This is a genomic window from Qipengyuania sp. L-5Y, assembly GCF_056859455.1.
The window spans coordinates 44,311-69,763 of sequence record NZ_JBSXOM010000020.1 but is presented as its reverse complement, the minus strand read 5'-3'; the positions used below and the strand labels follow the sequence as shown (position 1 = coordinate 69,763).

The 25,453-nt window shown below is 60.8% G+C and carries 24 protein-coding genes; 16 read left to right on the top strand and 8 right to left on the bottom strand.

Annotated elements, in window-relative coordinates; genetic code table 11:
- Position 1 precedes the first annotated feature (1 nt).
- On the top strand, positions 2 to 607 hold the full coding sequence (locus AC13F2_RS02940; RefSeq protein WP_196846125.1) for a DedA family protein: 606 nt from the start codon (positions 2 to 4) through the stop codon (positions 605 to 607).
- Here AC13F2_RS02940 and AC13F2_RS02935 read toward each other — a convergent pair.
- On the bottom strand, positions 604 to 1,500 hold the full coding sequence (locus AC13F2_RS02935; protein WP_482964243.1) for a tyrosine recombinase XerC: 897 nt from the start codon (positions 1,498 to 1,500) through the stop codon (positions 604 to 606). The two genes, AC13F2_RS02940 and AC13F2_RS02935, sit on opposite strands and share 4 nt — an antisense overlap.
- Entirely contained in the window at positions 1,497 to 2,651 is a 1,155-nt protein-coding gene (gene hemW / locus AC13F2_RS02930) for a radical SAM family heme chaperone HemW (RefSeq protein WP_482964242.1), read from the bottom strand. Before hemW ends, AC13F2_RS02935 begins: the two co-directional genes overlap by 4 nt.
- Positions 2,652 to 2,865: 214 nt before the next feature.
- On the opposite strand from hemW, the gene AC13F2_RS02925 reads away from it, so the two are divergent.
- Positions 2,866 to 3,276, top strand: coding sequence for a CAP domain-containing protein (locus tag AC13F2_RS02925; RefSeq protein ID WP_234003276.1), 411 nt, complete (start codon positions 2,866 to 2,868; stop codon positions 3,274 to 3,276).
- Between the two features lie 3 nt (positions 3,277 to 3,279).
- Here AC13F2_RS02925 and rdgB read toward each other — a convergent pair whose 3' ends face one another.
- Together rdgB and rph are read right to left on the bottom strand one after the other, a co-directional pair.
- Positions 3,280 to 3,906 carry an RdgB/HAM1 family non-canonical purine NTP pyrophosphatase gene (gene rdgB, locus AC13F2_RS02920; protein ID WP_482964241.1) on the bottom strand — a complete coding sequence of 209 codons (627 nt, stop codon included), beginning with the start codon at positions 3,904 to 3,906 and terminating at the stop codon, positions 3,280 to 3,282.
- Positions 3,903 to 4,619: a ribonuclease PH gene (gene rph, locus AC13F2_RS02915; RefSeq protein WP_482964240.1), complete on the bottom strand. Its 717-nt coding sequence runs from the start codon at positions 4,617 to 4,619 to the stop codon at positions 3,903 to 3,905. The genes rdgB and rph overlap by 4 nt, the downstream gene beginning before the upstream one ends.
- Positions 4,620 to 4,703: 84 nt before the next feature.
- Here rph and hrcA point away from each other — a divergent pair, with 84 nt between their 5' ends.
- From hrcA to AC13F2_RS02895, 4 genes are all read left to right on the top strand, one after another.
- A complete protein-coding gene (gene hrcA / locus AC13F2_RS02910) occupies positions 4,704 to 5,747 on the top strand; it encodes a heat-inducible transcriptional repressor HrcA (protein WP_475210643.1) in 1,044 nt (347 codons plus the stop codon).
- 12 nt (positions 5,748 to 5,759) lie between these two features.
- Entirely contained in the window at positions 5,760 to 6,353 is a 594-nt protein-coding gene (grpE, locus tag AC13F2_RS02905; protein WP_103025037.1) for a nucleotide exchange factor GrpE, read from the top strand.
- A gap of 24 nt (positions 6,354 to 6,377) precedes the next feature.
- Positions 6,378 to 8,129 (top strand): DUF885 domain-containing protein, encoded by a 1,752-nt coding sequence (locus tag AC13F2_RS02900; RefSeq protein ID WP_482964239.1) that lies wholly within the window; start codon positions 6,378 to 6,380, stop codon positions 8,127 to 8,129.
- Between the two features lie 107 nt (positions 8,130 to 8,236).
- Positions 8,237 to 8,527 (top strand): glycine zipper domain-containing protein, encoded by a 291-nt coding sequence (locus AC13F2_RS02895; RefSeq protein ID WP_196846133.1) that lies wholly within the window; start codon positions 8,237 to 8,239, stop codon positions 8,525 to 8,527.
- 25 nt (positions 8,528 to 8,552) lie between these two features.
- Here AC13F2_RS02895 and AC13F2_RS02890 read toward each other — a convergent pair whose 3' ends face one another.
- Both AC13F2_RS02890 and AC13F2_RS02885 read right to left on the bottom strand, forming a co-directional pair.
- Positions 8,553 to 8,942 carry a vgr related protein gene (locus AC13F2_RS02890; RefSeq protein WP_482964238.1) on the bottom strand — a complete coding sequence of 130 codons (390 nt, stop codon included), beginning with the start codon at positions 8,940 to 8,942 and terminating at the stop codon, positions 8,553 to 8,555.
- A 146-nt stretch (positions 8,943 to 9,088) separates the two neighbouring features.
- Positions 9,089 to 9,568, bottom strand: a complete 480-nt coding sequence (locus tag AC13F2_RS02885) for a copper chaperone PCu(A)C (protein WP_482964237.1) — start codon at positions 9,566 to 9,568, stop codon at positions 9,089 to 9,091.
- A 177-nt stretch (positions 9,569 to 9,745) separates the two neighbouring features.
- Here AC13F2_RS02885 and dnaK point away from each other — a divergent pair, with 177 nt between their 5' ends.
- Positions 9,746 to 11,680: a molecular chaperone DnaK gene (gene dnaK / locus AC13F2_RS02880; RefSeq protein WP_221598411.1), complete on the top strand. Its 1,935-nt coding sequence runs from the start codon at positions 9,746 to 9,748 to the stop codon at positions 11,678 to 11,680.
- Between the two features lie 68 nt (positions 11,681 to 11,748).
- The gene (gene dnaJ, locus AC13F2_RS02875; protein WP_482964236.1) at positions 11,749 to 12,867 is read left to right on the top strand and encodes a molecular chaperone DnaJ; all 1,119 of its coding nucleotides are present in this window, start codon (positions 11,749 to 11,751) and stop codon (positions 12,865 to 12,867) included.
- Positions 12,868 to 12,876: 9 nt separating this feature from the next.
- Here dnaJ and AC13F2_RS02870 read toward each other — a convergent pair whose 3' ends face one another.
- Positions 12,877 to 15,195 carry a patatin-like protein gene (locus AC13F2_RS02870; protein ID WP_482964235.1) on the bottom strand — a complete coding sequence of 773 codons (2,319 nt, stop codon included), beginning with the start codon at positions 15,193 to 15,195 and terminating at the stop codon, positions 12,877 to 12,879.
- A gap of 71 nt (positions 15,196 to 15,266) precedes the next feature.
- Between AC13F2_RS02870 and radA the strand changes: the two genes are divergently transcribed.
- The 8 genes from radA (at position 15,267) to rnr (ending at position 24,883) form a co-directional block, all read left to right on the top strand.
- Positions 15,267 to 16,634: a DNA repair protein RadA gene (gene radA, locus AC13F2_RS02865; protein WP_482964234.1), complete on the top strand. Its 1,368-nt coding sequence runs from the start codon at positions 15,267 to 15,269 to the stop codon at positions 16,632 to 16,634.
- A 20-nt stretch (positions 16,635 to 16,654) separates the two neighbouring features.
- Positions 16,655 to 17,176, top strand: a complete 522-nt coding sequence (locus tag AC13F2_RS02860; protein WP_103025030.1) for a CvpA family protein — start codon at positions 16,655 to 16,657, stop codon at positions 17,174 to 17,176.
- Positions 17,176 to 17,607 carry an iron-sulfur cluster assembly scaffold protein gene (locus tag AC13F2_RS02855; protein WP_482964233.1) on the top strand — a complete coding sequence of 144 codons (432 nt, stop codon included), beginning with the start codon at positions 17,176 to 17,178 and terminating at the stop codon, positions 17,605 to 17,607. Before AC13F2_RS02860 ends, AC13F2_RS02855 begins: the two co-directional genes overlap by 1 nt.
- A gap of 41 nt (positions 17,608 to 17,648) precedes the next feature.
- Entirely contained in the window at positions 17,649 to 19,295 is a 1,647-nt protein-coding gene (locus AC13F2_RS02850) for an MFS transporter (RefSeq protein ID WP_482964232.1), read from the top strand.
- Between the two features lie 7 nt (positions 19,296 to 19,302).
- The gene (gene alr / locus AC13F2_RS02845; RefSeq protein ID WP_482964231.1) at positions 19,303 to 20,337 is read left to right on the top strand and encodes an alanine racemase; all 1,035 of its coding nucleotides are present in this window, start codon (positions 19,303 to 19,305) and stop codon (positions 20,335 to 20,337) included.
- 75 nt (positions 20,338 to 20,412) lie between these two features.
- Positions 20,413 to 20,955 (top strand): polyhydroxyalkanoate synthesis repressor PhaR, encoded by a 543-nt coding sequence (phaR, locus tag AC13F2_RS02840; RefSeq protein WP_397491275.1) that lies wholly within the window; start codon positions 20,413 to 20,415, stop codon positions 20,953 to 20,955.
- Between the two features lie 48 nt (positions 20,956 to 21,003).
- Complete coding sequence (gene proS / locus AC13F2_RS02835) at positions 21,004 to 22,545, top strand: proline--tRNA ligase (protein WP_482964230.1); 1,542 nt, start codon at positions 21,004 to 21,006, stop codon at positions 22,543 to 22,545.
- A 43-nt stretch (positions 22,546 to 22,588) separates the two neighbouring features.
- A complete protein-coding gene (rnr, locus tag AC13F2_RS02830) occupies positions 22,589 to 24,883 on the top strand; it encodes a ribonuclease R (RefSeq protein WP_482964229.1) in 2,295 nt (764 codons plus the stop codon).
- 107 nt (positions 24,884 to 24,990) lie between these two features.
- Here the strand turns inward: rnr and AC13F2_RS02825 are convergent, their stop codons facing one another.
- The gene (locus tag AC13F2_RS02825; RefSeq protein ID WP_103025024.1) at positions 24,991 to 25,443 is read right to left on the bottom strand and encodes a universal stress protein; all 453 of its coding nucleotides are present in this window, start codon (positions 25,441 to 25,443) and stop codon (positions 24,991 to 24,993) included.
- Positions 25,444 to 25,453 lie beyond the last annotated feature (10 nt).

Genomic DNA, 25,453 nt, shown 5'->3' with positions numbered 1-25,453 from the left:
CATGCACGAACTTATCATCCGCGCGATAGAGCAGGGCGGCCTTGTCGGCATCTTCCTTCTCATGGCACTGGAGAACATTTTTCCGCCGATCCCTTCCGAAGTCATCATGGGGCTTGGCGGAGTGGCGGTGTCCCGCGGGACGATGGATTTCTGGCCATTGATGATCTCCGGGACGGTCGGATCGACTCTCGGGAACTACGCCTGGTATTGGCTGGGGGACCATTGGGGCAGGACGAGGCTCGAACCCTTTGTCGAGAGATGGGGGCGCTGGCTGACCATGGAATGGGAAGATGTCGAAAAGGCACGCGGGTTTTTTCGGAGGCATGGGCCATGGGTGGTGTTCGTCTTCCGGTTTACGCCGATCTTCCGCACCATGATTTCGCTTCCGGCAGGCTTGGCTCACATGGGCGTCTGGCGGTTTCTTGCATTTACCTTTGCGGGGGCGTTCATCTGGAACCTTCTCCTGGTCGAAGGCGGGCGGAGGCTCGCCGACTGGCTGGAAGAATCGCAGCACATACTTGGCTGGATCATCCTCGGTTTCATCGGTCTCGCGCTGGTCGGATATCTGTGGCGGGTGGTTACGTGGAAACCGCGCGACAAGCGCTAGCTGCCTTCGCGTGGGTGTGCCTTGCGATAAATATCCAGCAGGCTAGCGGCGTCGACCTTCGTATAAATCTGCGTGGAGCCGAGGCTGGCATGGCCGAGCAATTCCTGCAGGCTGCGTAGATCGGCGCCTGCGCCAAGAAGATGGGTCGCGAAGCTGTGGCGCAATGCGTGGGGTGTTGCGGTGTCTGGCAGCCCCAGTGCCTTTCGAGCCCGAGCGGTCGCCTTCTGCACGACACCTTGGGTCAACGGCCCGCCCTTGGCCCCCCGGAATAGGGGCTCATCTTTGCTCAGCGTCCAGGGGCATCGAGCGACGTAATCAGCCACCGCTTCCCGCACGACGGGCAGGATAGGCACCACGCGCTGTTTGCCACCCTTGCCGGTGACGGTCAGTCGTTCACCCAGCGGGATCGCAGCCCCTGAAACAGAGAGTGCCTCGGCGATACGAATGCCCGCGCCATAAAGCAGGAGGAGAACCGCACGGTCCCGCGCGCCTATCCAGTCTTCACCTGCGATAGCCTCCACGGTATCGGCAAGCCCTATCGCATCGTCAGGCGTGACGGGGCGGGGCAAACCCTTGCGGATTTTGGGGCCTCGCATTCGGGGAGGGTCGGAAAGTTCATGGCCTGCCTGTGCCCGGGCGAAAGCGATAAACCCCTTGAGCGCAGACAACTCACGCGCCGCAGAAGCATTCGATAATCCGTCCAAACGCCGCGAGGCGAGATGGGACCGCAATTGCGCAGCCGTGATATCGGCCACCTGGTCCCAGGAATTGAGGTTGAGCTGAGCGAGAAGGGTTGATGCGGCCTTGTCGTAAGCCCGAACCGTATGCGGTGAACGCCTGAGCCCCAAAGCGAGGTGATCGTGCCAAGGACTCAGCAGCTCGGCCCGGCTCATGATGCCACCAGATCTGCCTGAACCAATTCGCCCAGCAGCGCATCCAACAATGGCATGCCTTGCGGAGTGACGCCGATCTCTTCCGCTTTCGCCCACACGAGGCCGAGATCCCGATAAAGGGTCATCCTGCTAGCATCGATCAGGTCAGAGGCTGTGACGTCGAACCGGCCCCCGATCGCAGCGAGGTCGATCCCCTCGTCGAGTCGAAGCCCCATCAGGAGTGCTTCGGAAGCCTGTTCGCGCCGATCGAGCATGCGTGCTTCGGCAATTCCGTGCGAGTGATCTGCGACTGCCGAAAGATAGTTTTCCGGTTTCTTATGCCTAACTGTTGCCTCATTTCGACGCCGCCCATGGGCGCCGGGTCCGATGCCGATATAGTCCTGATATCGCCAGTATGTGAGGTTGTGCCTGCTTTCCTGCCCGGGGCTGGCATGGTTGCTGACCTCATATGCCGGTAGCCCCGCTGCGTCTGTCATGCTGCGCGTGAGAGCGAAGAGATCGGCGGCATTGTCGTCGTCCAGCGGGTCGAAGATGCCGCGACGGACATCGGTCGCGAACCGGGTCGTCGGTTCGATAGTGAGCTGGTAAAGCGACATGTGATCGGTGCCCAGCGCGAGAGCTTCGGCCAGTTCCATGCTCCAGTCATTTTCCGATTGCTCCGGGCGTGCATAGATAAGATCGATCGACACGCGTGAGAAATGGCTTTGCGCCACCTCGACGGCTTTTACCGCTTCGTCCGCGCCGTGAAGGCGGCCGAGGAAGCGCAGTACGTCGTCGCGCAGGCTCTGCACGCCGAGCGAAACCCGGTTAACTCCGGCAAGGGCAAGATCGGCGAATTTGGCAGCTTCTACCGAACTGGGATTGGCTTCCAGCGTGATTTCGATTCCGGGTTCGAAACCCCAGAGGCGTTCGGCCTCGCCTAGAAGGGTCGAGACCAACGCTGGGGGCATCAGGGAAGGGGTTCCACCACCGAAAAAGATGCTCGTCAGCGGCTCATCGGAACAGGCTTCGCCGTGCTCATGACGCATGTCTGCCAGCAGGGCTGTTTTCCACAACGTGACATCCGTGGTCTGCCGTACATGACTGTTGAAATCGCAATAGGGGCATTTCGCAAGGCAGAACGGCCAATGAATGTATAATGCGCGGGCCAATATCTTCAGCTTATCTTAACTGTGGATGCGGAATCTGCCCGCCATGGACGGGTCAAGAAGATGGACTGCGCCTATCGTCGGCGCTTTAGCGATGCTTTGTGCCACGGGGACTGCCGTGGCTGCAAGCGGATCGTCTAACTCGAGCTATGCGATGCCTGGGGAGCGAACGTCGCCATCAGGTTCCAGGGTCCAGGTCGCGGCGCGCATTCTCGGTATGCACAATGCAGAACGAAACCGCCTCAGTCTCGAGCCGCTGAAATGGAATGTCCATCTCGAACGCGAAGCAGAACAATGGGCGCGCGTCCTCTCCGAAAAAGGCGTTTTACAACACGCCGATCGTTCCACACGCAACGGTACGGGTGAGAACCTTTGGATGGGAACAGCCGGCAATTGGCCGATCGAAACCATGGTGGGCATGTTTCTCGAAGAGAAAAAACATTACCGGCATGACAGTTTTCCAAACATCTCGCGCACCGGCAGTTGGAGCGACGTGGGCCATTACACTCAGATAGTGTGGCGTGACACGAAAGAGGTTGGATGCGCGGTGGTTACGGCGCGCGGCAATGATGTCCTTGTCTGCCGGTACTGGCCTGCCGGGAATGTCTGGGGCCGAAAGGCCTACTGAGATTCAGCCGAACTGCTCGGCGACCAGCTTTCCAAAGGCATCCGCGCGGTGGCTGATGGCGTGCTTATCTGAAGGATCGAGTTCAGCGAAAGTCTGTTCGCGTCCCTCGGGTACGAAAACCGGATCGTATCCGAATCCCAGAGTGCCCCGCGGAGGCCAGGTGAGCGTGCCCTTTGCGGTCCCTTCGTAGATGGCCTGTTCCCCATCGGGCCACGCCAGAGCGAGCACGCAATGAAAGGCGCTGGAACGATCGACGTTCGTCCCTTTCTGCTGAAGCATGCCTTCCACCTTGCCCATGGCCATGAACCAGTCACGACCGGGATCGCCTTCGAACCACTGCCGTTCTGCCCAATCCGCGGTATAGACGCCGGGTCGCCCGTCGAGCGCGTCAACCGACAGGCCACTATCGTCCGCCAGAGCTACCAGACCCGAAGCCTCCGCTGCCGCCCGCGCTTTCAGAAGCGCATTCTGGACGAACGTGGTGCCGGTTTCTGCAGGTTCAGGTAGCCCGAGAGAGCCTGCCGAGATGCATTTGACACCATACGGTTCGAGCAGCGCGGAAATCTCCTTGAGCTTTCCCGCATTATGCGTGGCAATCACCAGCGTGCTCGAACCGATACGGCGTGTCATTTGCGCGTTGCCTCGTCCTGAGCCTTGAAGATCTGTGCGCAGCCAATCTGGGCAAGGCGCAGGAGCCGCAGGAAGCCCTCCTCGTCATAGGGCGCGCCTTCGGCGGTGGCTTGCGCCTCGGCAATCTTGCCGCCTTCGATGAGGACGAAATTAGCGTCGGCATCGGCGCTGCTGTCCTCGGGATAGTCGAGGTCGAGAACAGGTGTGCCTTTGTAGATGCCGCAGGAGATCGCGGCGACTTTGGCGGAAATGGGATCCTGCGTGACAGCGCCCGATTTCATCAGGCCATCGACTGCCAGGCGAAGGGCAACCCAAGCGCCGGAGATAGAGGCCGTGCGAGTACCGCCGTCGGCCTGTAAAACGTCGCAATCAAGCGTGATCTGATGCTCGCCCAGCTTCTTCAGGTCCACGACCGAGCGCAGGCTGCGGCCGATCAAACGCTGGATTTCCTGCGTCCGCCCGCTCTGCTTGCCTTTGGCCGCTTCGCGCTGGCCGCGGGTATGCGTCGCGCGCGGGAGCATTGAATACTCACCAGTGACCCAGCCTTCGCCTTTGCCGCGAAGCCAAGGCGGGATTCGATCTTCGACCGAAGCGGTGCACAGAACACGCGTCTCACCGAAACTGATCAGGCAGCTGCCCTCAGCATGCTTGGTGTAGCCGGTTTCGATGGTGATAGCGCGCATTTCGTCGGGCGCACGGCCGGAAGGTCGCATAGGTTTCTCCATTGCAGTCGAATCTCGGGGATGCCTGTGGCGCAAGGGTCTTGAGGCCGCAAGGGGAGTGGTTAGATAGGGAACATGAATTCACCGCCACTCACAGATTTGTCGGATCGCGCACGGGACATTTTCCGGCTCGTGGTCGAAGGGTATCTGGAGAGCGGCACACCCATGGGCTCCAAGGCGCTCGCGCGGGAAGGGGGGGTGAGCCTCTCGCCGGCGTCGATACGTTCGGTGCTGGCCGAACTCGAGCAGCGCGGACTGTTGGCGGCACCGCATACCAGCGCGGGTAGAATGCCGACGGAAACGGGCCTTCGTCTTTTCGTCGATGCGATGATGCAAGTCGCTGAGCCGACCCGCGAAGAACGTGCCGCAATCGAGCAGCGCCTTGCGGAGCCGGGACCGATCGAGCGAGCATTGGAAGAAACCAGCGCCTTGCTGTCCGATCTTTCGGGCGCGGCAGGCATGGTGATGGTGCCGACACGCGAACCCAAGCTGGCACAGATATCCCTCACCGCGTTGGATGCAAACCGAGTGCTGGCTGTTCTGGTGGGCGAAGACGGACATATCGAGAACCGGATTATCGCCCTTCCGGTCGAGGCGCTCGGCACGTCGCTTGAGCAGGCGAGCAACTATCTCACCGCGCGATGCTCCGGACGGACCTTAGCGCAGGCCGCGAGCATGGTCGAAAAGGAGATTGCCAGCGGCAAATCTGCCCTCGACGAAGCCAGTCGCGATTTGGTCCAGCGGGGGCTCGCGGTGTGGAGCGAAGATGCCAGCAATCGCCCGGTCCTGATCGTTCGGGGGCAGGCCAACCTGCTCGACGAGACCGCACTGGGCGATATCGAACGGGTTCGCTCGCTGCTCGACGATTTGGAAAGCAAGCAATCGGTGGCCGGCTTGCTGGAACGTGCCCGGAGAGCTGACGCGATGCGCATATTCATCGGCAGCGAGAACCGGCTTTTCTCGCTTTCGGGGTCTTCCGTGATCGCTTCACCCTACCGGGACCGCGAGGGTAAGGTTGTCGGTGTGCTGGGTGTCATTGGCCCAACTCGGTTGAATTACGCGCGAGTCGTCCCCATGGTGGATTTCACCGCCCGATCCTTGGGTAAACGAATTGGCTGACAGGGTTTTCCAGTGAACGACGAGAACAAGAACGAACCGCACGAAAAAGCGGTCGATGCAGATCTGGCACGTGAGATGGAAGGTGTGCCCGAACATCTTCGCGACGATTCAGATGACGACGCCGATACTCCGATCGATGATGCGCTTGCGAAACTGAAGGGCGATCTCGAAACGGCGATGCAGGACGTGCTGTATGCGCGTGCGGAAACACAGAATGTGCGTCGCCGGCTCGAAAAGGATGTTCAGGACGCCCGCAATTATGCAGCGACGGGTTTCGCACGCGATATTCTCAGTGTTGCCGACAATCTTGCGAGGGCGCTCGACCACGTTCCCGAAGAACTCCGCGAACACGAAAAGGCGAAGAATTTCATTGCTGGCATCGAAGCCACTCAGCGTGAGTTGGAGAAAGTCTTTAACAGCAATGGCATCACTCGCATTGCCGCCAAGGGCATGCCGCTCGACCCGAACCAGCATCAGGCAATGATGGAAGTGCCGACCGATGATGCAGAGCCCGGCACGATCGTGCAGGAAATGCAGGCCGGGTATATGATCAAGGATCGCCTGCTGCGTCCAGCAATGGTCGGCGTGGCCAAGAAGCCCGATTAACTCCGTCAAAGCAGGGGAATGACGATGAGGACTGCCATTTTCGGAGCGGCGGTTCTTGTCGCCTCCGCCTTCGCTACACCGCTTGCTGCTCAGGATAGCGCCGACGATGAACTGTCGGCGCTGGCTGATGCATATTACGACTACCAGCTCGAACAGTTCGGCATGAGCGAGGCGGCGAACGGTAGCACCGAGCAGGGCGATACTTTGTGGTCGGTTACCCCCGACGCGCAGCGTCAACGCGCCGCGCAATACAAGTCCTATCTGACACGCCTCGACCAGATCGATCGCGAAGCATTGAGCGAGAAGGCAAGGACCAATGCTCTAGTGCTGCGGTCGTTGCTGGAATCTGATATCGGCGACGCGCAGTTCGCCGAATGGGAAATGCCGTTCGACAGCGATTCCAATTTCTGGTCGTATCTCGCGCCCTCGCGCGGTTTCACCACGGTAGAGGAATACGAGAACTACATCGGCCGGATGCAGGACATTCCGCGATATTTCGCCGAGCAGACCGCTAACGCAAAAGCAGGCCTCGCGCGGGGGTTCTCGGTGCCGCGGGTTACGCTGGAAGGCCGCGATGTCTCCATCGCCTCCTATGTCGTGGACCGGCCGAAAGACAGCCCGTTCTGGAAGCCATTTGCCGACATGCCGCGCAGCATTCCCGAAGCCGAACAGGAACGTCTCAGGGCAGCCGGCCGTGCAGCGATCCGCGACGATGTCACGCCGGCCTATGCCGACTGGCTCGCCTTCTTTCGCAACGAATATCTCCCGCAGACCCGCACCACCCTCGGCGCCAGCGAATTTCCCGATGGCGAGGCCTATTACGCGCAGCAGATCCGGCAATATACGACGCTCGACCTGACGGCAGAGGAAATCCACCGCATCGGTCTCGACGAGGTGGCGCGCATTACCGCCGAGATGGAGAAGGTAAAGGAGAGCGCCGACTTCGACGGCACGCTGGCGGAGTTCGTGAACTTTCTGCGCACCGATCCGCAATTCGTTGCGCGCACGCCCGATGAACTGATGGGCGTATCTGCCTATGCCGCAAAGCGTGTCGATGGGCGGCTGGCCGACTATTTCGGCTTCCTGCCCCGGCACCGGTTCACCATCCGGCCGGTCGATCCTGCCATTGCTCCGTTCTACACGGCGGGACGGGGCGGGCTCGATGCCTGCCAGATGAACACCTACGACCTGGCGTCCCGACCACTCTACAATATCCCTGCACTTACCCTGCACGAATGCGTCCCGGGCCACAGCTTCCAGGGTGCCGTCGCGTTGGAGCAGGAAGAGGCGCCGCGCTTCCGCCGCCAGACCTATTTCTCCGGTTTCGGCGAAGGCTGGGGTCTCTATGTGGAATATCTCGGGGAAGAGATGGGCATCTATCGCACCCCCTACGAGAAGTTCGGCCGCCTGTCCTACGAGATGTGGCGCGCTGCCCGGCTGGTTATCGATACCGGTATCCATCACTACGGCTGGAGCCGGGAGCAGGCGGTCGACTATCTTGCGAGCCATACTGCGCTGTCCGAGCGGGAAGTGGGCACCGAAATCGACCGCTACATCAGCTGGCCGGGGCAGGCGCTGGCCTACAAGCTGGGGGAACTGACCATCCGCCGGGTGCGCGAGAAGGCCGAAAACGAGCTCGGTTCCTCCTTCGACATTCGCAAGTTCCACGATGTGGTGCTGTCGCTCGGCTCGGTTCCGCTTCCCGCACTCGAAGCGCGGATCGACGCATTCATCGCCGATGGCGGGCAGGGGTTGCCCGGGGTTACTTACGACTGACGACTTCCGAAATCGTGGCGCGGGATACGGTGCGGGCAGCGGGTGCCAAGGAACAACATCCGGCGCCGCCCGTAGATGGCCAACGCTAACAATTTCGGAGAATCGCGATGAACGCCAAGCTATTTCTTGCACCTGCCCTGGCCGTTTCCACCCTGGGCCTCGGGGCGTGTGCGCAGAACTATGGCGTTGAAGGCGCCGGGCTCGGTGCCGCAGCCGGTGCGGGTCTGGGCGCCATTCTGGGCGATGACATCACCACCTACGCTCTGGCCGGCGCCGCCATCGGCGGCGTGGTCGGTTATGCCACGGACAAGAACGACGAGTGCGACGGCTATTATGGCGATGGCCGTTATGTCGACGACGATTGCCGTTATGACGACCGCTACGCCCGATACTGGTAAGCAGGCTTCGTACCCCGGTGCCGGATCAGCTTTCGGCGCCGGGGAAGCGGACCAGCATTTCGTAAGCAGCGGGATCGGCGACGCCGGCGATCTTCATGCCTCGGCGCAGCCAGAAAGCATGTTTCACGATCTCCGCCTGTTGCTCGATACCATATCGTTCGAGTGGCCAACCGGGCTTGAGTGAATAATCGTAACGCGCCCACGGCATGCGACGCGTTACCAGAAACCATTCGCCCTTCGCCTGAACCTGCCAGACATGTACCAATTCGTGTATGAAAAGGCCTTGGCGCCGTAGATCGACCTTCGAGAAATCATCGCAGTACGTTTCACCGCGAGGATGGAAATGCAGGTGCCCGCGCGGGGCCATGGTGACCTGACGAGGTTGAAACGGAAACCATTTTTTCCGCCTGATCATTATTCGGCTGTAATCGATTGCGTGACCGAACACGGTTCGCGCAAGCTCTATCTCGCCTGACGTGAGGGGCCGCTCGCCCCCAATCGGACACCCGGGCACGAAACCATCCCCCATGATTTTCGCGCCCGGCATTTGCTGCCCGTCGCTCAGCGCTCGTCACCTGCGGCGCGGACTTCGACAGGGAAAGTCTTCTTCTTGCCGCCAACGACGGTGAGCGTCATGTCGGTCGATGTGCCAGCCTGCACCGAAGGATCGAGATCGAAAACCATCACGTGAAAGCCGCCGGGCTGAAAGCTCTGCGAACCACCCGATTCGACAAGGACCTGTCCGACGCTGTCCATCATCATCTGGCCGTCGACTACCAGCGAACCGTGAAGTTCCGCATTGCCCGCCCCTTTCACATCTGCGCGACGGATCGCGTAATTGCGATCACCGGTGTTCTCGACATCGAAATAGATGGCACCCGGGTTGCCGGATACTGCCGGTAGCATCAGCCGCGCATTGCTGACTTCGAGGGCCACTTCGTCCGCTGCAGGCGCAGTGGTTTCTTCGGCAGGGCTCGAACATCCCGCCAACGTGAGCGTCGTCAAAGTCAGGGCGGCCGGTGCTAAATGTGTAAGTTTCATCAATTTGTCCCCTCTACGTACTGGCCGAAAAACTAGCCGACCCCCTCCCTTGTGCCAAGAAAAACCACACCTATATCGCCCGAGTAATACACCACCGGATAGAGCCGCCGACCGGTTTCGCCAGGATCGGGGAACCAATGATGCGGTGTCCAACGACTTGAAACAGATGGGGAAACCATGAGCAAAGTTATCGGTATCGACCTTGGCACAACCAACAGCTGCGTCGCCGTTATGGACGGCGGCAAGCCCAAGGTTATCGAAAATTCGGAAGGCGCGCGCACGACGCCTTCGATTGTCGCCTTCACCAAGGACGGCGAGCGCCTGATCGGTCAGCCGGCCAAGCGTCAGGCTGTCACCAATCCTGACAATACCCTGTTCGCGATCAAGCGCCTTATCGGTCGCCGGTTTGATGATCCGCTGACCAAGAAGGATATGGGTCTCGTCCCTTACGACATCGTCAAGGGCAAGAACGGCGACGCGTGGGTCGAAGCCGGCGGCGAAGATTATTCGCCCAGCCAGGTATCCGCCTTCATCCTGCAGAAGATGAAGGAAACGGCAGAGGGCTATCTCGGCGAAACCGTCACGCAGGCCGTCATCACCGTTCCCGCATATTTCAACGACGCGCAGCGTCAGGCAACCAAGGACGCCGGTCAGATTGCCGGCCTCGAAGTGCTGCGCATCATCAACGAACCGACGGCTGCAGCACTTGCCTACGGCATGGACAAGGAAGACGGCAAGACCATCGCCGTCTATGACCTTGGCGGCGGTACGTTCGACGTTTCGGTCCTCGAAATCGGCGATGGCGTCTTCGAAGTGAAGTCGACCAATGGCGACACTTTCCTGGGCGGCGAAGACTTCGACAGCGCGATCGTCGAATATCTCGCGGACGAGTTCAAGAAGAAGGAGAACATGGATCTCCGGACCGACAAGCTCGCTCTGCAGCGTCTGAAGGAAGCCGCCGAAAAGGCGAAGATCGAACTGTCGAGCTCCGCACAGACCGAAGTCAATCTGCCCTTCATCACCGCACGCATGGAAGGCGGCAGCTCTACCCCTCTGCATCTCGTCGAAACGATCAGCCGTTCGAAGCTCGAACAGCTCGTCGGCGACCTGATCAAGCGCACGCTCGAGCCTTGCAAGAAGGCGCTCGCTGACGCTGGCGTGTCCAAGAACGAGATCGACGAAGTCATCCTGGTCGGCGGTATGACCCGCATGCCCAAGGTTCGCGAAGTGGTGGAAGAATTCTTCGGCTCGAAGCCGCACACCGGCGTGAACCCCGATGAAGTCGTTGCGATGGGTGCCGCCATTCAGGCCGGCGTTCTTCAGGGCGACGTCAAGGACGTGCTGCTGCTCGACGTGACCCCGCTTTCGCTGGGTATCGAAACGCTCGGCGGCATCATGACCAAGATGATCGATCGCAACACGACGATCCCGACCAAGAAGACGCAGACCTACTCGACCGCGGAAGACAACCAGAATGCGGTTACCATCCGCGTCTTCCAGGGCGAGCGTGAAATGGCGCAGGACAACAAGATGCTGGGCCAGTTCGACCTGGTCGGTATCCCTGCCGCACCGCGCGGTGTGCCGCAGATCGAAGTTACCTTCGACATCGATGCCAACGGCATCGTGAACGTGTCCGCCAAAGACAAGGGCACGGGCAAGGAACAGCAGATCCGCATCCAGGCGTCGGGCGGTCTGTCCGACGACGACATCGAAAAGATGGTTCAGGACGCGGAGAAGTTCGCCGACGAGGACAAGAAGCGTCGTGAAGGTGCGGAAGCGCGCAATCAGGCCGACAGTCTCGTTCACGCAACCGAAAAGCAGCTTGAAGAACATGGCGACAAGATCGACGCTTCGTTGAAGAGCGAAGTTGAAGAGAAGGTTGCCGCCCTCAAGACGGCGCTCGAAGGCGACGATGCAGCCGACATCAACGCCAAGGCTCAGGACCTGTCGCAGAGCGCGATGAAGATGGGCCAGTCGATTTACGAGCAGGAGCAAGCCAAGGCCGCTTCCGACGCTCCGACCGACGGCGCGGCTGCCGGTAGTGAAGGCGGCTCGGAAGAAGAAGTCGTCGACGCCGAATTCTCCGAAGTCGACGAAGACGCGAAGAACTGATCGGACGATGAGAAACCAGTCGCCGCCGGTGCCGCAATGCACCGGTGGCGATTGAGTATTGGGAAGCCATGTCAGCGACCGAAATTGATTTTTACGAACTCCTCGGAGTGAGCCGCGATGCCGATGGGGCGACGATCAAGTCGGCCTATCGCAAACTGGCGATGAAGCACCATCCGGATCGCAATCCTGGATGCGGGGAAAGCGAAGGCAAGTTCAAGGCCGTGAGTGCCGCCTATGAGGTTCTCAAGGATCCTCAAAAACGTGCCGCCTACGACCGTTATGGCCACGCAGCTTTTCAGCAAGGCGGACCGGGCGGTGGTCAACCCGGTGCCGACTTCGGCGACATCGGGGATATATTCGAAACGATCTTTGGTGGTGCATTCGGCGGCGGAGGACGTGCACGTCCCAGGCGCGGTGCGGATCTGCGGTACGATATGCAGATCGATCTGGAAGAAGCCTTTCACGGTAAATCGACCGAGATCGAGATCGAAGTTTCACAGAATTGCGAAACCTGCCACGGGTCCGGCGCTACGCCAGGTACTCGCGCGCGAACTTGCAACCTTTGCCACGGGCAGGGACAAGTTCGGGCCAAGCAAGGTTTTTTCGTGGTCGAGCGACCATGCCCCAATTGCCATGGCAGCGGTGAAGTCATCACCTCGCCCTGTCGCGACTGCCGCGGGGAAGGGCGCATAGACGTTCCTCAGGCGCTTGCCGTCGAAATTCCGCCGGGCGTCGATACCGGGACGCGGATTCGGCTTTCGGGCAAGGGTGAGGCTGGGCCCCGTGGTGCTCCTCCCGGTGACCTTTATATTTTCGTGCATGTGAAGCCGCACGAGATTTTCCAGCGCGAAGGGACAGCTCTTGCAACGCGCGTTCCGATCAGCATCACGACTGCTTCGCTAGGTGGATCGATCGACATTCCCAATCTGGATGGCGAAGACGTCACGATCGAAATTCCCGCAGGCATTCAGTCGGGCAAGCAGCTGCGTCAGCGTGGTGCTGGCATGCCCGTTCTGCAAGGGCGGGGTCGCGGCGATCTCGTTGTCGAAATTGCCGTGGAAACTCCGACCAGGTTGAGCAAGGAACAGCGTGCATTACTGGAACAGTTCCGCGAACTGGAAACTGGCGACGAATGCCCTGAAAGCCGTGGTTTCTTCGATAAGCTGAAAGGTGCCTTCGGCGGGTGATCCCGTTTGCTAGTCAGGCAAACGCTCCGACACTTCGCGGCGAATTTCCTCGATCAGCTTTCTCGAACAGCGCTTGGCATCCTGCTCTTCGTCAAGAATGGCATTGAAGGCTTCCCGCTTGAAGCTGCGGCGGGTATCCTCCGCAAAGGGCTTGCTTACGGTTGAGCACACGAGGTCGATCATACGTTCGGCCCCGTGCAGCCGCCCCCATAAGTAATCGTTCTCGCGATAAGCCCGGCTGAAGAACGCCCCGAAGTTGTAAAACTCGATTCCGCGCAAGGTGGCCCGTGTCCCACCTTCGCGAATGCTACGCGCGTCATCGGGGCTTATGCGGTCCACTTTGACCGGGTCGAACTCGGTCAGCCCTTCATTACGCAGGAGCGGCAGGGTCGCCACGTCGTAGAACGGGAATCCCAAATAGGTCAGCAGCATCCGGCGCCGCAGATTCTTTGGCATCTGCTCAAGCGCAGCGGCAAGCATCTCCTCCGCCCGTTCGTCGAGGTCTGGCAACAGACGTTTCGCCTCGATCATGTCGAGTAGGCATCCGGGATCTTGCAGGACACTTTCGGCCAGTGGCTCAAATGACGAGCCGAGCGCCGCGACGCCTTCCTTTTCGAAATAAAGGGCAAGTATCTCGAACACCGCATCGCGCCCCTTTTCCAGTGCATCGTCCGGGATGTCGGGATCTGCCTCCCAGTCGCGCGCGAGGCGCCGGGCCAGCAACCGCAGACGGCGAATGCGAAATCCGATGTCATGTTCTCTCAGGAAAGCGATTGCTTCGGGCGATGCGCCCCCGCCCGGCGCAGAAAGCGTGTCCAAACCTCGCTGCGCCAATTCGGCCCGCAGGACCGCTTCGATAGGAGACGTATCGTCGACAGCGAGTTTTGGCGCAGCCTCGATGGCGAGCCTGGCCAATCTGGTGACGATCCCGGCAAACTTGGCCTGCGCATAAGCGTGGAATGCATATCCGGCCCTTTCAGCCGCCGCCTGCTGGGCTTTCTGGCGCCACGCATTCAACCGCGCTGGAGTGGGGCGATCCAGAAACAGTGTGCGTCCGAACAGTTTGTCGACGGCTGCATCAACTTCTGGCCGCAGGGCGCTGACGATCCGCCTCAGTCTTTCAGCCTCGCGGCTCTGTTCTTCGAGCTGTTCCAGATTGTCACGAATGGGCTGTTCGCGCGGAATGGTCGACAGGGATCCGAAGATCGCGGAGAAGAAACCAACCGGCTCGTTCTTTTCCGAGGTGCGATTGCTCGACCTGTCCGGACGCGGATCGACATATACGAAACGGCGATCCACCTCGCGCTGAGCGGGACGACCCTGAAGAGCGGAAATTGCGCCGGCGAACGGTTTGTTGACGAGTACCGATCCGTCGATAAGCGACACGTTTTCAATACTATCCCGCGCAGCATGAACGGGCATTATGCGTTGGATAAAATCATCGCGCCCAGCCCACGTACGTTCGGTCAGATTTGAAAGCTGATCGATCTCTTCGACGCGCAAGGGTGGGAAGGCGCCAGGAAAACTGGCTGTCGCACGGGCCGCAAATACCAGTTCGAGCGGATTGGCCAGATCGCGTCCACCCTCCGCCGGCGTACGCGTCCTGAACGATATGGGCATGCGATGTTCGGTGTCTTCGACGACAGGCGGGCTATGGAGCCGCAGGAGTTCCAGATAGCCATGAAAATCCGTCGTGGTGACATACAGGTCCAGCGGGTGGCCCGGTGGGAGGAGCGGCTTGTCTATTTTGCTTTCGGCCATTGCCGAAAACGCCCGTTCCAGCAGACGCGAAAAGCCGATGCCGGAAAATGGCGGTTCGAACCAGCGCCCACGTACGAGATGCGAGACCTTGCGTTCGACCTCTGCCCGCGTTTCCGGTGCGACGGCATCGGCGAGATCACCGCCCGGGCGGTTCAATAGCCAGGTCGCAAAGGGCTGTGCCCACATTTTCGAAAAGCGCCATTTGAGCCGCGCCTTGGGATCGACCAGTTTGTCCACATCGGCGACCTCCAGCCAGAGATCGGTCAACGGCTCCAGTGACTGGCCCGAATGAACAGCTTGGGCCAGAAAGACGGTGTTGATCCCGCCCGCGCTCGCGCCGCTCATGATGTCGGGCAGGACCCGGACATGCAGGTCCTGTTCTGCCGCAATCCGCTCAAGTAGATCGCGATAGACCTTGCCTACGCCGTCGGGGGAGGAACTTGTCGAATGGAAATCGCGGCTAGCCCTGGCGAGCTGCCACAATTCGCGTGTAACCCCGTGCATATAGACCGCCAGGCTGACTCCGCCATAGCATACCAGCGCGATCCTCAGTTCCTTGTGCCGCATCGCCCGATGCTGTGCACGGATAAACGCCGCAAGGCAATTGCGTTCATCAAATGTTCTGTCTAGCTGGGCTCATGGCAAAGCCGAAGAAACGCTATGTCTGCCAGGCCTGTGGCAGTGTCTCCCATCGCTGGCAGGGGCAATGTGCCGACTGCGCAGAATGGAATACGCTGGTGGAAGATGCCCCGGCGACCGTCTTTTCGATGAAACACGATCTTTCGAGTGGGGGGAGGGCCGTCGAGTTTGTCGAATTGGACAAGCCGGGACCTCTTCCCGTGCGGCAGCCCACCGGCCTGGCCGAATTCGACCGGGCTCTGGGTGGCGGGCTCGTTCCGGGTTCGGCGATCCTGCTCGGCGGGGATCCTGGCATCGGAAAATCCACCCTTCTGCTGCAGGCGGCAGCACGGATCGCCCGCGAAGGGCGCGGGGTCGTTTACGTCAGCGGCGAAGAAGCATCGGGTCAGGTGCGCATGCGCGCGGCGAGGCTGGGTCTCTCCGATGCCCCGGTAAAGCTGGCAGCGGCGACCGGTGTGCGCGACATTCTCACGACCTTGGGTTCTATGGATGCACCGGGTCTGCTGGTGATCGATTCGATCCAGACGATGCATTCCGACACGATCGAAGGGGCGCCGGGAACGGTCAGCCAGGTCCGTGGCTGTGCATTCGAACTGATCCGCTACGCGAAGGAAAACGGTGTCGCCCTTGTGCTCGTCGGTCATGTAACCAAGGATGGCAGCATCGCGGGGCCCCGCGTGCTCGAACACATGGTCGATGTGGTGATGAGTTTCGAAGGGGAGCGCAGTCATCAGTACCGGATTTTGCGCGCGCTCAAGAACCGCTTCGGCGCCGTCGATGAAATCGGTGTCTTCGCCATGGCGGGGGAAGGGCTGGAAGAGGTGGACAATCCTTCCATGCTGTTCCTCTCTGGCCGCGACGAACCGATGGCCGGCAGTGCCGTTTTCCCGGCCATCGAAGGCACGCGGCCGGTGCTCGTGGAAATCCAGGCGCTGATCGTACGGCTGCAATCCGGGGCGACGCCTCGCCGTGCCGTCGTCGGTTGGGACACGGGCCGGCTTGCGATGCTCCTTGCCGTACTGGAGTCGCGATGTGGGCTGAACTTCAGTTCGGCAGAAGTCTATCTGAACGTGGCTGGCGGTTATCGGCTTTCCGACCCTGCGGCGGATCTTGCCGTCGCTGCGGCACTCGTCAGCGCGATGTCGAACAAGGCTCTGCCGGCGCGCAGCATCTGGCTGGGCGAGGTCTCGCTCGCGGGCGAAATCCGCCCGGTCGCGCATGGCGGTCTGCGCCTGCGGGAAGCTGCCAAGCTCGGCTTCGATCGGGGGTTCGGACCGCTGGATGTGAAGGGGGGATCGTCTGCGCTCGCATACGATGGTTTGGGACAACTGGCGAACCTCGTTGACCGCGTAATCGGTAATTCATAAGTCACGACCAAGGAAGGGTCATGACCGGTTTCGATTACATCGTCCTGTTGATCGTCGGCATCGCTGCTGCGGGCGGCTTCATGCGTGGTTTCCTCCAGGAAATACTTTCGCTTGCAGCCTGGGTACTGGCCGCGTTCGCCATCCGCTTTCTGCACACGCCTCTGACCCTGTCGCTGCAGGATTTTCTCGGCGACGACATCACGACATCGCTGCTGGCATTCACCCTGCTGCTGCTCATTCCTTATGCCGCGATGAAGGTCATCGCCAACAATGTGGGGATGGCATCGCGCAATTCGCTGCTTGGGCCGATCGACCGGGTTCTCGGCTTCGGGTTCGGCGCGCTGAAGGGCATGCTTATCGTCGTGATCGCCTTTTCGCTGCTCGTACTCGGTTACGATACGGTATGGAGCTACAAGGGGCGGCCGAACTGGATCACCACGGCGCGCAGCTATGAGTTGGTGGATTCCAGCTCGCGTGCCCTTGTTCAGGTTCTGGCGGAGCGGCGAGCCACTTTGCGCGATCAGTCTGACGAAAGCGAGTGATGGCTTCCTCCCGCGCGCCTGCGCTCTACTCGACCGAACTGCTGGCTCTGGCTATCGAACTGGCCGATTATCCCTTTGATGCTGCAGCCCCCGCGAAAGGCCATGCCCGGTCGCGCAGCTGCGGAAGCGTAATCGATCTGTCGTCCTCTGGTGGATCACTCGAGGATCTTGGCCTCAGGGTTTCCGCTTGTGCTGTCGGCCAGGCGTCAGCAGCTATTTTCGCGCGAGAGTCGTCCGGCATGGACGCTGCGGCGGTAGCGGCGATGGTCGAAAACCTCGGCGAATGGCTGCGAGACCAGGCACCCAGTTCCATTCTTCCCCGACTTGAACTGCTTGAACCCGCCCGGCCGCATCTGGGGCGCCACGACGCAATTCTCCTGCCGTGGAGAGCGGCGCTGGATGCGCTTTCCAAGACTGAAGCGGCCCGCTAGCTTCCCGACGCAAAGAATATTCGCGGGGGAGGAAGCGCGAGATGGTCGAGACTGTGGCGGCGGTTAACCGGGAGCCCACGGACAAGGAAATCCGCCTTGTCATAGCTGCGAGCAGCGCCGGTACGATCTTCGAATGGTACGACTTCTTCATTTACGGCACGCTTGCCGCATTGATCGGCGCGGCCTTCTTCCCGAGCGACAACGAGACACTCGAAATCCTGCTCGTATGGGCAGGATTTGCAGTCGGCTTCGGTTTTCGCCCCCTTGGTGCGATCCTGTTCGGCTTTCTTGGAGACAGGTTGGGGCGCAAATACACCTTCCTTGTGACTGTCACCCTGATGGGGATTGCCACTGCCGGTGTCGGGCTCATCCCCAGCGCATCGAGCATCGGCCTGGCGGCTCCGATAATCGTCATAGGTTTGCGCATTCTGCAAGGACTCGCACTCGGCGGCGAATATGGCGGAGCGGCTATCTATGTCGCCGAGCACGCGCCGCCTGAGAAACGGGGGTTCTACACCAGCTTTATTCAAGCCAGCGTCGTCGGCGGGTTCGTCCTGTCGATCCTCGTGGTCATCGCGTGCCGGACATTGATCTCCCCGGAAGATTTTGCGGCGTGGGGGTGGCGTATCCCATTCCTCCTTTCGATTGTCCTCCTCGGGATTTCGCTGTGGATGCGGCTGAAGCTGTCTGAAAGCCCCGTCTTTCAGGCGATGAAAGCGGCCGGCGAGACCAGCGCCAACCCGTTCAAGGAAAGTCTGACCTACCCCGGTAATCCCAAGAGGATATTTGTCGCCCTGTTCGGCATAACCGGCGTGCTGACCACGATCTGGTACACGGCGTTCTTTTCGGGCCTGTCGTTCCTGCGCGGTCCCATGCGGGTGGACGAAACCCTGGTCGAATGGATGCTGCTGATCGCCGGGGCGATCGCCATGAGCTTCTATCTTGTCGTTGGAAAATGGTCCGACAGGGTGGGCAGGAAAAAACCCATCATCATCGGCGCGGCAGCAGCGCTGGCGCTGCTGTTTCCGATCTTCTGGGGGATCGGCGCACTGGCCAATCCAGGGCTTCAGGCAAGTGCGCAGGCAGCGCCGATCACAGTCACGGGGCCGCGGTGCGAATACGATCCTTTCGCGGAAATCCAGGCAAGCCCGTGTGGGCGCGTCCTGCAGGATCTGACCGCTCTCGGAGTTCCCTATACCATCGATAACGATCCGGCCTCTGGCCTGTCGATTGGTTCTGCGACTTACGTCTATGACGATATTCCGGACAACACCCGGCGGGCGATCGTGCAGGGCTGGCTCGAAACCAACGGCTACGATTTCACACGGCAATTCCCACCCCTGGTCAACATCGTGGGGATCATCGGGCTGCTGCTGGTGCTGGGCATGCTGTCGGCCCTGACATTCGGTTCGGTTGCCGCCCTGCTTTCGGAAATGTTTCCGGCCAAGATCCGATACAGTTCGATGTCGATACCTTACCACATCGGCGCGGGCTATCTGGGCGGGTTCCTGCCGCTGATTGCGGGCTATATTGTGGCGATGACGGGTGACGCATATGCGGGGCTCTGGTACACGATGGCGGTGGTCGGATTCGGCCTGATCGTTGCGTGGTGGGGTCTTCCCGATGGGCCTCCGCGAGATTTCGAAGATGGCGAACAGACGCCGCCGGTTACGCCTTCCTTTCCGTGAGTACTCCATGACAGACTGTCCGCCGCCGACTTTGCGGCTGAGCATCGATAGCGACGCTTTGACGCAAAACTGGCAGGCGCTGAATGCGATGTCGGGCAGTGGCCGGGCAGGCGCCGCGGTCAAGGCAAACTGTTACGGGCTGGGTGTCGATCGCTGCGTGCCGAAACTGCGCGATGCAGGCTGCCAGGATTTCTTCGTTGCCCACTGGAGCGAAGTTCCCGCGGTTCTTCGCCACGTCCCTGCGACGCAGGTCAGCGTACTGCACGGCGTCCTTAGTGCAGAAGAGGCAGCATACGCCCGCGCTACAGGCGTCAGCCCGGTAATCGACAATCTCAGGCAGGCAAGGATCTGGCAGGATGGCGGCGGGGGATCATGCCACCTGATGGTCGATACGGGGATAAACCGGCTCGGCATTTCGCCTGCCGACATCGCCGATCCTGTCATCCAGACGCTCGATGTCGATATTCTCATGAGCCACCTCGCCTGCGCGGACGAAGACAGTCCCATGAACGCACAACAGATGGGGGACTTTCGCGCCTGCATTCCAGCCATACGGCACCAGCGGGCAAGTCTGGCCAACAGCGCAGGCATCGCTCTTGGCGCGGATTATGCCTTCGATCTCACGCGTCCGGGTCTGTCGCTCTATGGCGGGGTCCCGCGCGCCGAACTGGACGGACCGATACGGCAGGTTGCCCGTCCCGAAGCTTCGCTCATTCAGGTGAAGGAGCTCCAGGCCGGGGACAAGGTCGGCTATAATGCGACATTCACCGCGCCTGCCCGCATGAAAGCGGGGGTTGTCTCCCTTGGCTATGCAGACGGCATCCTGCGCAGCTGGGCCGGCGCGCATTTCCGGTCGGGCGGAACACCGCTTCCGATACTCGGCAAAGTTTCCATGGACATGATCGTGATCGACCTGACCGCTGCGCCGGAACTGGGCGAAGGGGACTGGGTCGAATTGCCCTACTGGTTGCCCGATGCTGCGCAGCAAACCTCTCTTTCGCAATATGAATTGCTCACGGTTCTGGGGCAGCGTTTCGGTTGACGTTTAGGTGACGTTGCGCTGCACATTTTGCACGTGCTAAGTATCTCGCAATGCACAATCTGGGAGCATGCTGGCATGGCCAAGAGGACCGCCGAAGGCGAAGCGATCATCATCAAGAAGTACGCCAACCGGCGGCTCTATAATACCGATACGAGCAGTTACATCACTCTGGACGATCTTGCGAAGATGGTCCGCGAGAATGTGGATTTCCACGTGCTCGACGCAAAGACCGGTGACGACATCACCCATACGATCCTGACGCAGATCATCGTAGAGGAAGAAAGCCACGGTACGCAGATGCTGCCGGTCAGCTTCCTGCGCGATCTCATTTCCATGTATGGCAATTCCATGCAGGCGATGATGCCAAGCTATCTTGAAGCGAGCATGACGAACCTGCGCAAGAATCGCGAACAGCTCCAGGCGGCCTTCGCGAAGGGTATTGAAACCAATCCGCTGGCCAAGATGGCCGAAGCCAATTTCAAGATGATGCAGAACGCTGCGGAAGCCTTCATTCCGGCAACGCGAAAGCCTGCGCGGGACGATCAGTCGGATGACCTTGCTCAGATGCGCCGGCAAATGGCCGAAATGCAGAAGAAGCTGGACGAGATGAGCAAATAGCGGCATCGGCCCGCCCGCCGATCCGACCAGCAATTACGGGAATATAACGTGGCCCAGATACGCCATGCCTTGAACACCAAGCGCGACGATGATTTTGCAGCCTGGTACCAGGAAGTCATCAGCGCTGCCGAAATGGCCGAAGAATCGGGTGTGCGAGGCTGCATGGTCATCCGGCCCTGGGGCTACGGCATATGGGAGCGCATGCAGCGCTTGCTGGATGACCGGATCAAGGCAACCGGCCACGCCAACGCCTATTTCCCGATCTTCATACCGCTCTCCAATTTCGAGCGTGAGGCAGAGCATGTCGAAGGCTTTGCCAAGGAAATGGCCGTGGTCACGCATCACCGCTTGATTGCTGGAAAGGATGGCGGCCTTATTCCGGATCCGGAGGCCAAGCTGGAAGAACCGCTGGTTGTCCGGCCGACGTCCGAAACAATTATCGGCGATGCCATGGCGCGCTGGGTTCAGAGCTGGCGCGATCTTCCGCTCAAGCTCAATCAGTGGGCCAATGTCGTGCGCTGGGAAATGCGCACCCGCATGTTCCTGCGCACCAGCGAATTCCTCTGGCAGGAAGGCCATACCGCCCATGCCGACGAGGCCGAGGCGAAGGACCACACGCTCACCATGCTGGAGGTCTATCGCGCCTTTGCGGACGAGGATCTCGCTCTTGCAGTGATCGCCGGTGAAAAGCCCGAGAACGAACGTTTTCCCGGCGCAGTCGAAACCTGGTCCATCGAAGCGATGATGCAGGATGGCAAGGCATTGCAGGCTGGAACCAGCCATTATCTCGGCACCAATTTCGCCAAGGCCAGCGGTATCAAGTTCCAGAACAAAGAAGGCAGCGAAAGCCTCGCCCACACGACCAGTTGGGGCGTCTCCACCCGCATGGTCGGCGGCGTAATCATGACGCATGGCGACGACGATGGCCTGCGCCTTCCGCCCAAGATCGCCCCGCAGCAGGTCGTGATCCTGCCGATGTTGCGCGACAAGCCGGAAGACGATGCGCTGATCGAATATTGCGAAGCCTTGCGTGCCACCCTCGCCGGGCAGAGCGCATTCGGCGAACCGCTGCGCGTCCTGCTCGACACGCGGCCCGGCAAGGCTGCCCAGAAGCGGTGGGACTACGTGCGCAAGGGCGCTCCAATCATTGTCGAGGTCGGCGGCCGCGACATGGAAAACGGCGTTGTCAGCATGCTTCGCCGTGACCGCCTGTGGGATAGCCAAACCGGCAAGGTCGATTTCCAGAACCCGACCCGCGAAGTTGCTGGCCAGACCATCCCCGACGTTCTCGCCGATATGCAGAGCGCGCTGCTCACGCAGGCTGCCGAGCGGCGCGATGCCAACGTGACCCGCGGCATCACCGATTTTGCAGCGGTGGAAGATCACTTCGGCGCCTCCCGCTACCCGGGCTGGGTCGAAGTCCAGTGGTCCAAGCCCACGGGTGACGCTCTCGAAAAGGTCGTCGAACGCTTGAAAGAGCACAAGCTCACGATACGTAATGTCCCGATGGACGCAGCGCCGGTTGACGGCGCCTGCATCTTCACCGGCGAACCGGCGGTGGAGCGCGTGCTTCTCGCCAAGGCGTATTGATCCACACCGTGACATGGGGGCGGATCGTCCCCATATCGCGCGCATGACAAAACAGAACAAGCACCGGCAGCCCAAGGGACTGCCGAACAAAGAACAGATTCTAGAATTCATCCAGACCTCCGAGACACCTGCGGGCAAGCGCGAAATCGCGAAGGCCTTCGGGCTCAAGGGGCAGGAAAAGATCGCGCTGAAAAAGCGCCTCAAGGACATGGCCGAAGAAGGCCTGATCGATGGCAAGCGCACGGCCTATCACCGTATGGGCGGCGTGCCCAAGGTGACCGTCCTCAAGATCGTCGCGATCGAGGATGGGGAGCCTGTTGCCGAGCCCGAAAACTGGTCGCCCGACACCAAGGAAAAGCCGCCTCGCCTGATGGTGAAGGAAAGCAAGAAGATGGCCGCGCTCAAACGCGGCGATCGCATCCTTGCGCGTAACGAGGAAACCGAACGCGGGTGGCGCGCCACACCGATCAAGAAACTGCCTGCGCGCACCGAAGGTCTGATGGGCGTGGTCGAGAAGGACGGTAGCGGCAATTACTGGCTGGCCCCTGTCGACAAGCGCGTGCGCGATTCCGCCCCCATCGGCGATGTCGGCGATGCCGCGGTAGGCGAACTGGTACTGGCCGAGCGCATGGGCAAATCCGCCCGCTCCAAGGTCAAGGTCGTCGAAGTGATCGGCGATCCGCTTGCCCCCAAGGCCTTCAGCCTGATCGCGATTGCCAAGCATGGCATCCCGCATGTCTTTCCGCAGGAAACCATCGCCGAGGCGGAGCGCGCAGTCGACCTGCCGCTTTCGAGCGAGCACCGCGAAGACCTGCGCGATGTTCCCATCGTCGCTATCGACCCGGCCGATGCCCGCGATCATGACGATGCCATCTGGGCCGAGCCGGACGGGAAGGGAGGTTATCGCGCCATCATCGCGATTGCCGATGTCAGCTATTACGTCCGCCCGGGCGGCGCGCTCGATCGCGAAGCGCGCAAACGCGGCAATTCGGTCTATTTTCCCGACCGCGTCGTCCCCATGCTGCCCGAGGTGCTGAGCGCCGACGTCTGCAGTCTCAAGGAAGACGTGGATCGTGCGGCCATGGCCTGTCACATCCGCATCGACGCGGAAGGCAGGATCAGCGACTGGCGCTTTACCCGCGCCATTGTCCGTCTGGCCCGCAACATCGCCTATGAAGACGCGCAGGCAGCAATCGATGCAGGCGACGCGCCCGAATATCTGCAGAACCTGTGGGGCGCGTGGAAACTGCTGTTCAAGGCCCGCCAGGCTCGCGACCCGCTCGACCTCGAACTGCCGGAGCGGCAGGTACGGCTTAACGACGAAGGCGTGATCGAGGAAATCGCCATACGCGAACGGCTCGATGCGCACCGCGTGGTGGAGGATTTCATGATCGCCGCCAATGTCGCTGCCGCCAAGGCGCTGGAGGCCAAGGCTGCACCGGTCGTCTACCGCATCCACGAGACGCCGAGCCGCGAAAAGCTGATGGCGTTCAAGGAATATCTCGCCAGTCAGGGGCGCAAGTTCGCGTTGGGTCAGGTCATCACGCCGGGCCTGTTTAACCGCATGCTCAAGGATGTGTCGGATCCGGCCGAAAAGGCGCTGATCATGGAAGCCGTGCTGCGCAGCCAGACGCAGGCCTATTACGGCCCGGCCAATGCAGGGCACTTCGGCCTGTCGCTCGGCAGCTACGCCCACTTCACGTCGCCGATCCGCCGTTATGCCGATCTCCTCGTGCACCGCGCGCTCGTGGATGCCTACAAGCTGGAGCAACCCAAGCCCAAGATCGATCTGCCGGACGGTACGGGTCTATCCGACCGCGACAGGGCTGCGCTGCATCAGATCACCGATGCGATCAGCCAGACCGAACGGCGCGCGATGGAGGCGGAGCGCGATACGATCGATCGCTATGTCGCTGCATGGCTCTCGGGCCGCGTGGGCGAGACTTTCGACACCCGCATCACCGGCGTTCAGGGCTTCGGCTTCTTCGCCACTATCGACAAGCTGGGCGGTGACGGCCTCGTCCCCGTCAGCACGCTGGGCCGCGAATATTTCACCTATGACGAAAAGGCGCAGAAGCTCGTCGGTGAAAAGACCGGTACCGAATATGCGACGGGCGATCGGCTGAAGCTGAAGCTGGCAGAAGCCAACGCGCTGACCGGCGCGCTCAAATTCGAAGTGCCGGACAGCGATGGTAAAGGCATCGAACCGCGCGGCAACCGTCCTCCGCCCAAGAAGCGCACCCATCAGAAGAAGGGTGCGGGCGCACCGCGTCAGACGCACGATCAGGGCAAGCGCGGACGACCGGGCAACATCCGCCATCAGGGCCGCCGCAAGTAGCGGCCGCCGCCCTTATCGCGAGCAACACCGCAGGGCGTGGGCGGCAACCCCTTGGGGCATCCGCATGGCCTGCGGCTGCTCGCAATGATCCGTGAAGACGAAGCGCCTCAGGCCAGTTCGTCGATCCGTTCGCGGCTCAGCCCGCCGGGCACGAGATAGAGCGGGCAGGGCAGGTGGCCTGCATGGCCTGCGAAATGCGTCACCAGCGGGCCGGAGCCCCCTTCGGCGCTCGTCGCCAGCACCAGCGCGGCGATGTTGCCATGCTCCTCGATATATTTGCGGATGACATCCGCCGGCGGGCCGGGACGAACGGCGATGGTGGGCATCTTGCCCATTTCGCCGAAAATATTTCCGGCTGCGCTGTTGGCCATGACCTCGGCGCGTTCGCGCGCTTCCTGTTCGATGGTCGCCTGGACCCCGCCGAATGCATTGAAGGTCTGCTGCGGGACAAGGGCGAGGATGTGGACCGAACCATCGGTTTTCTGCGCCCGCAGCGATGCAAAGCGCAGGGCCTGCTTCGCTTCGTCCGTTTCATCCATCACGACTAGATAAGTACGCATATCTGCTCCC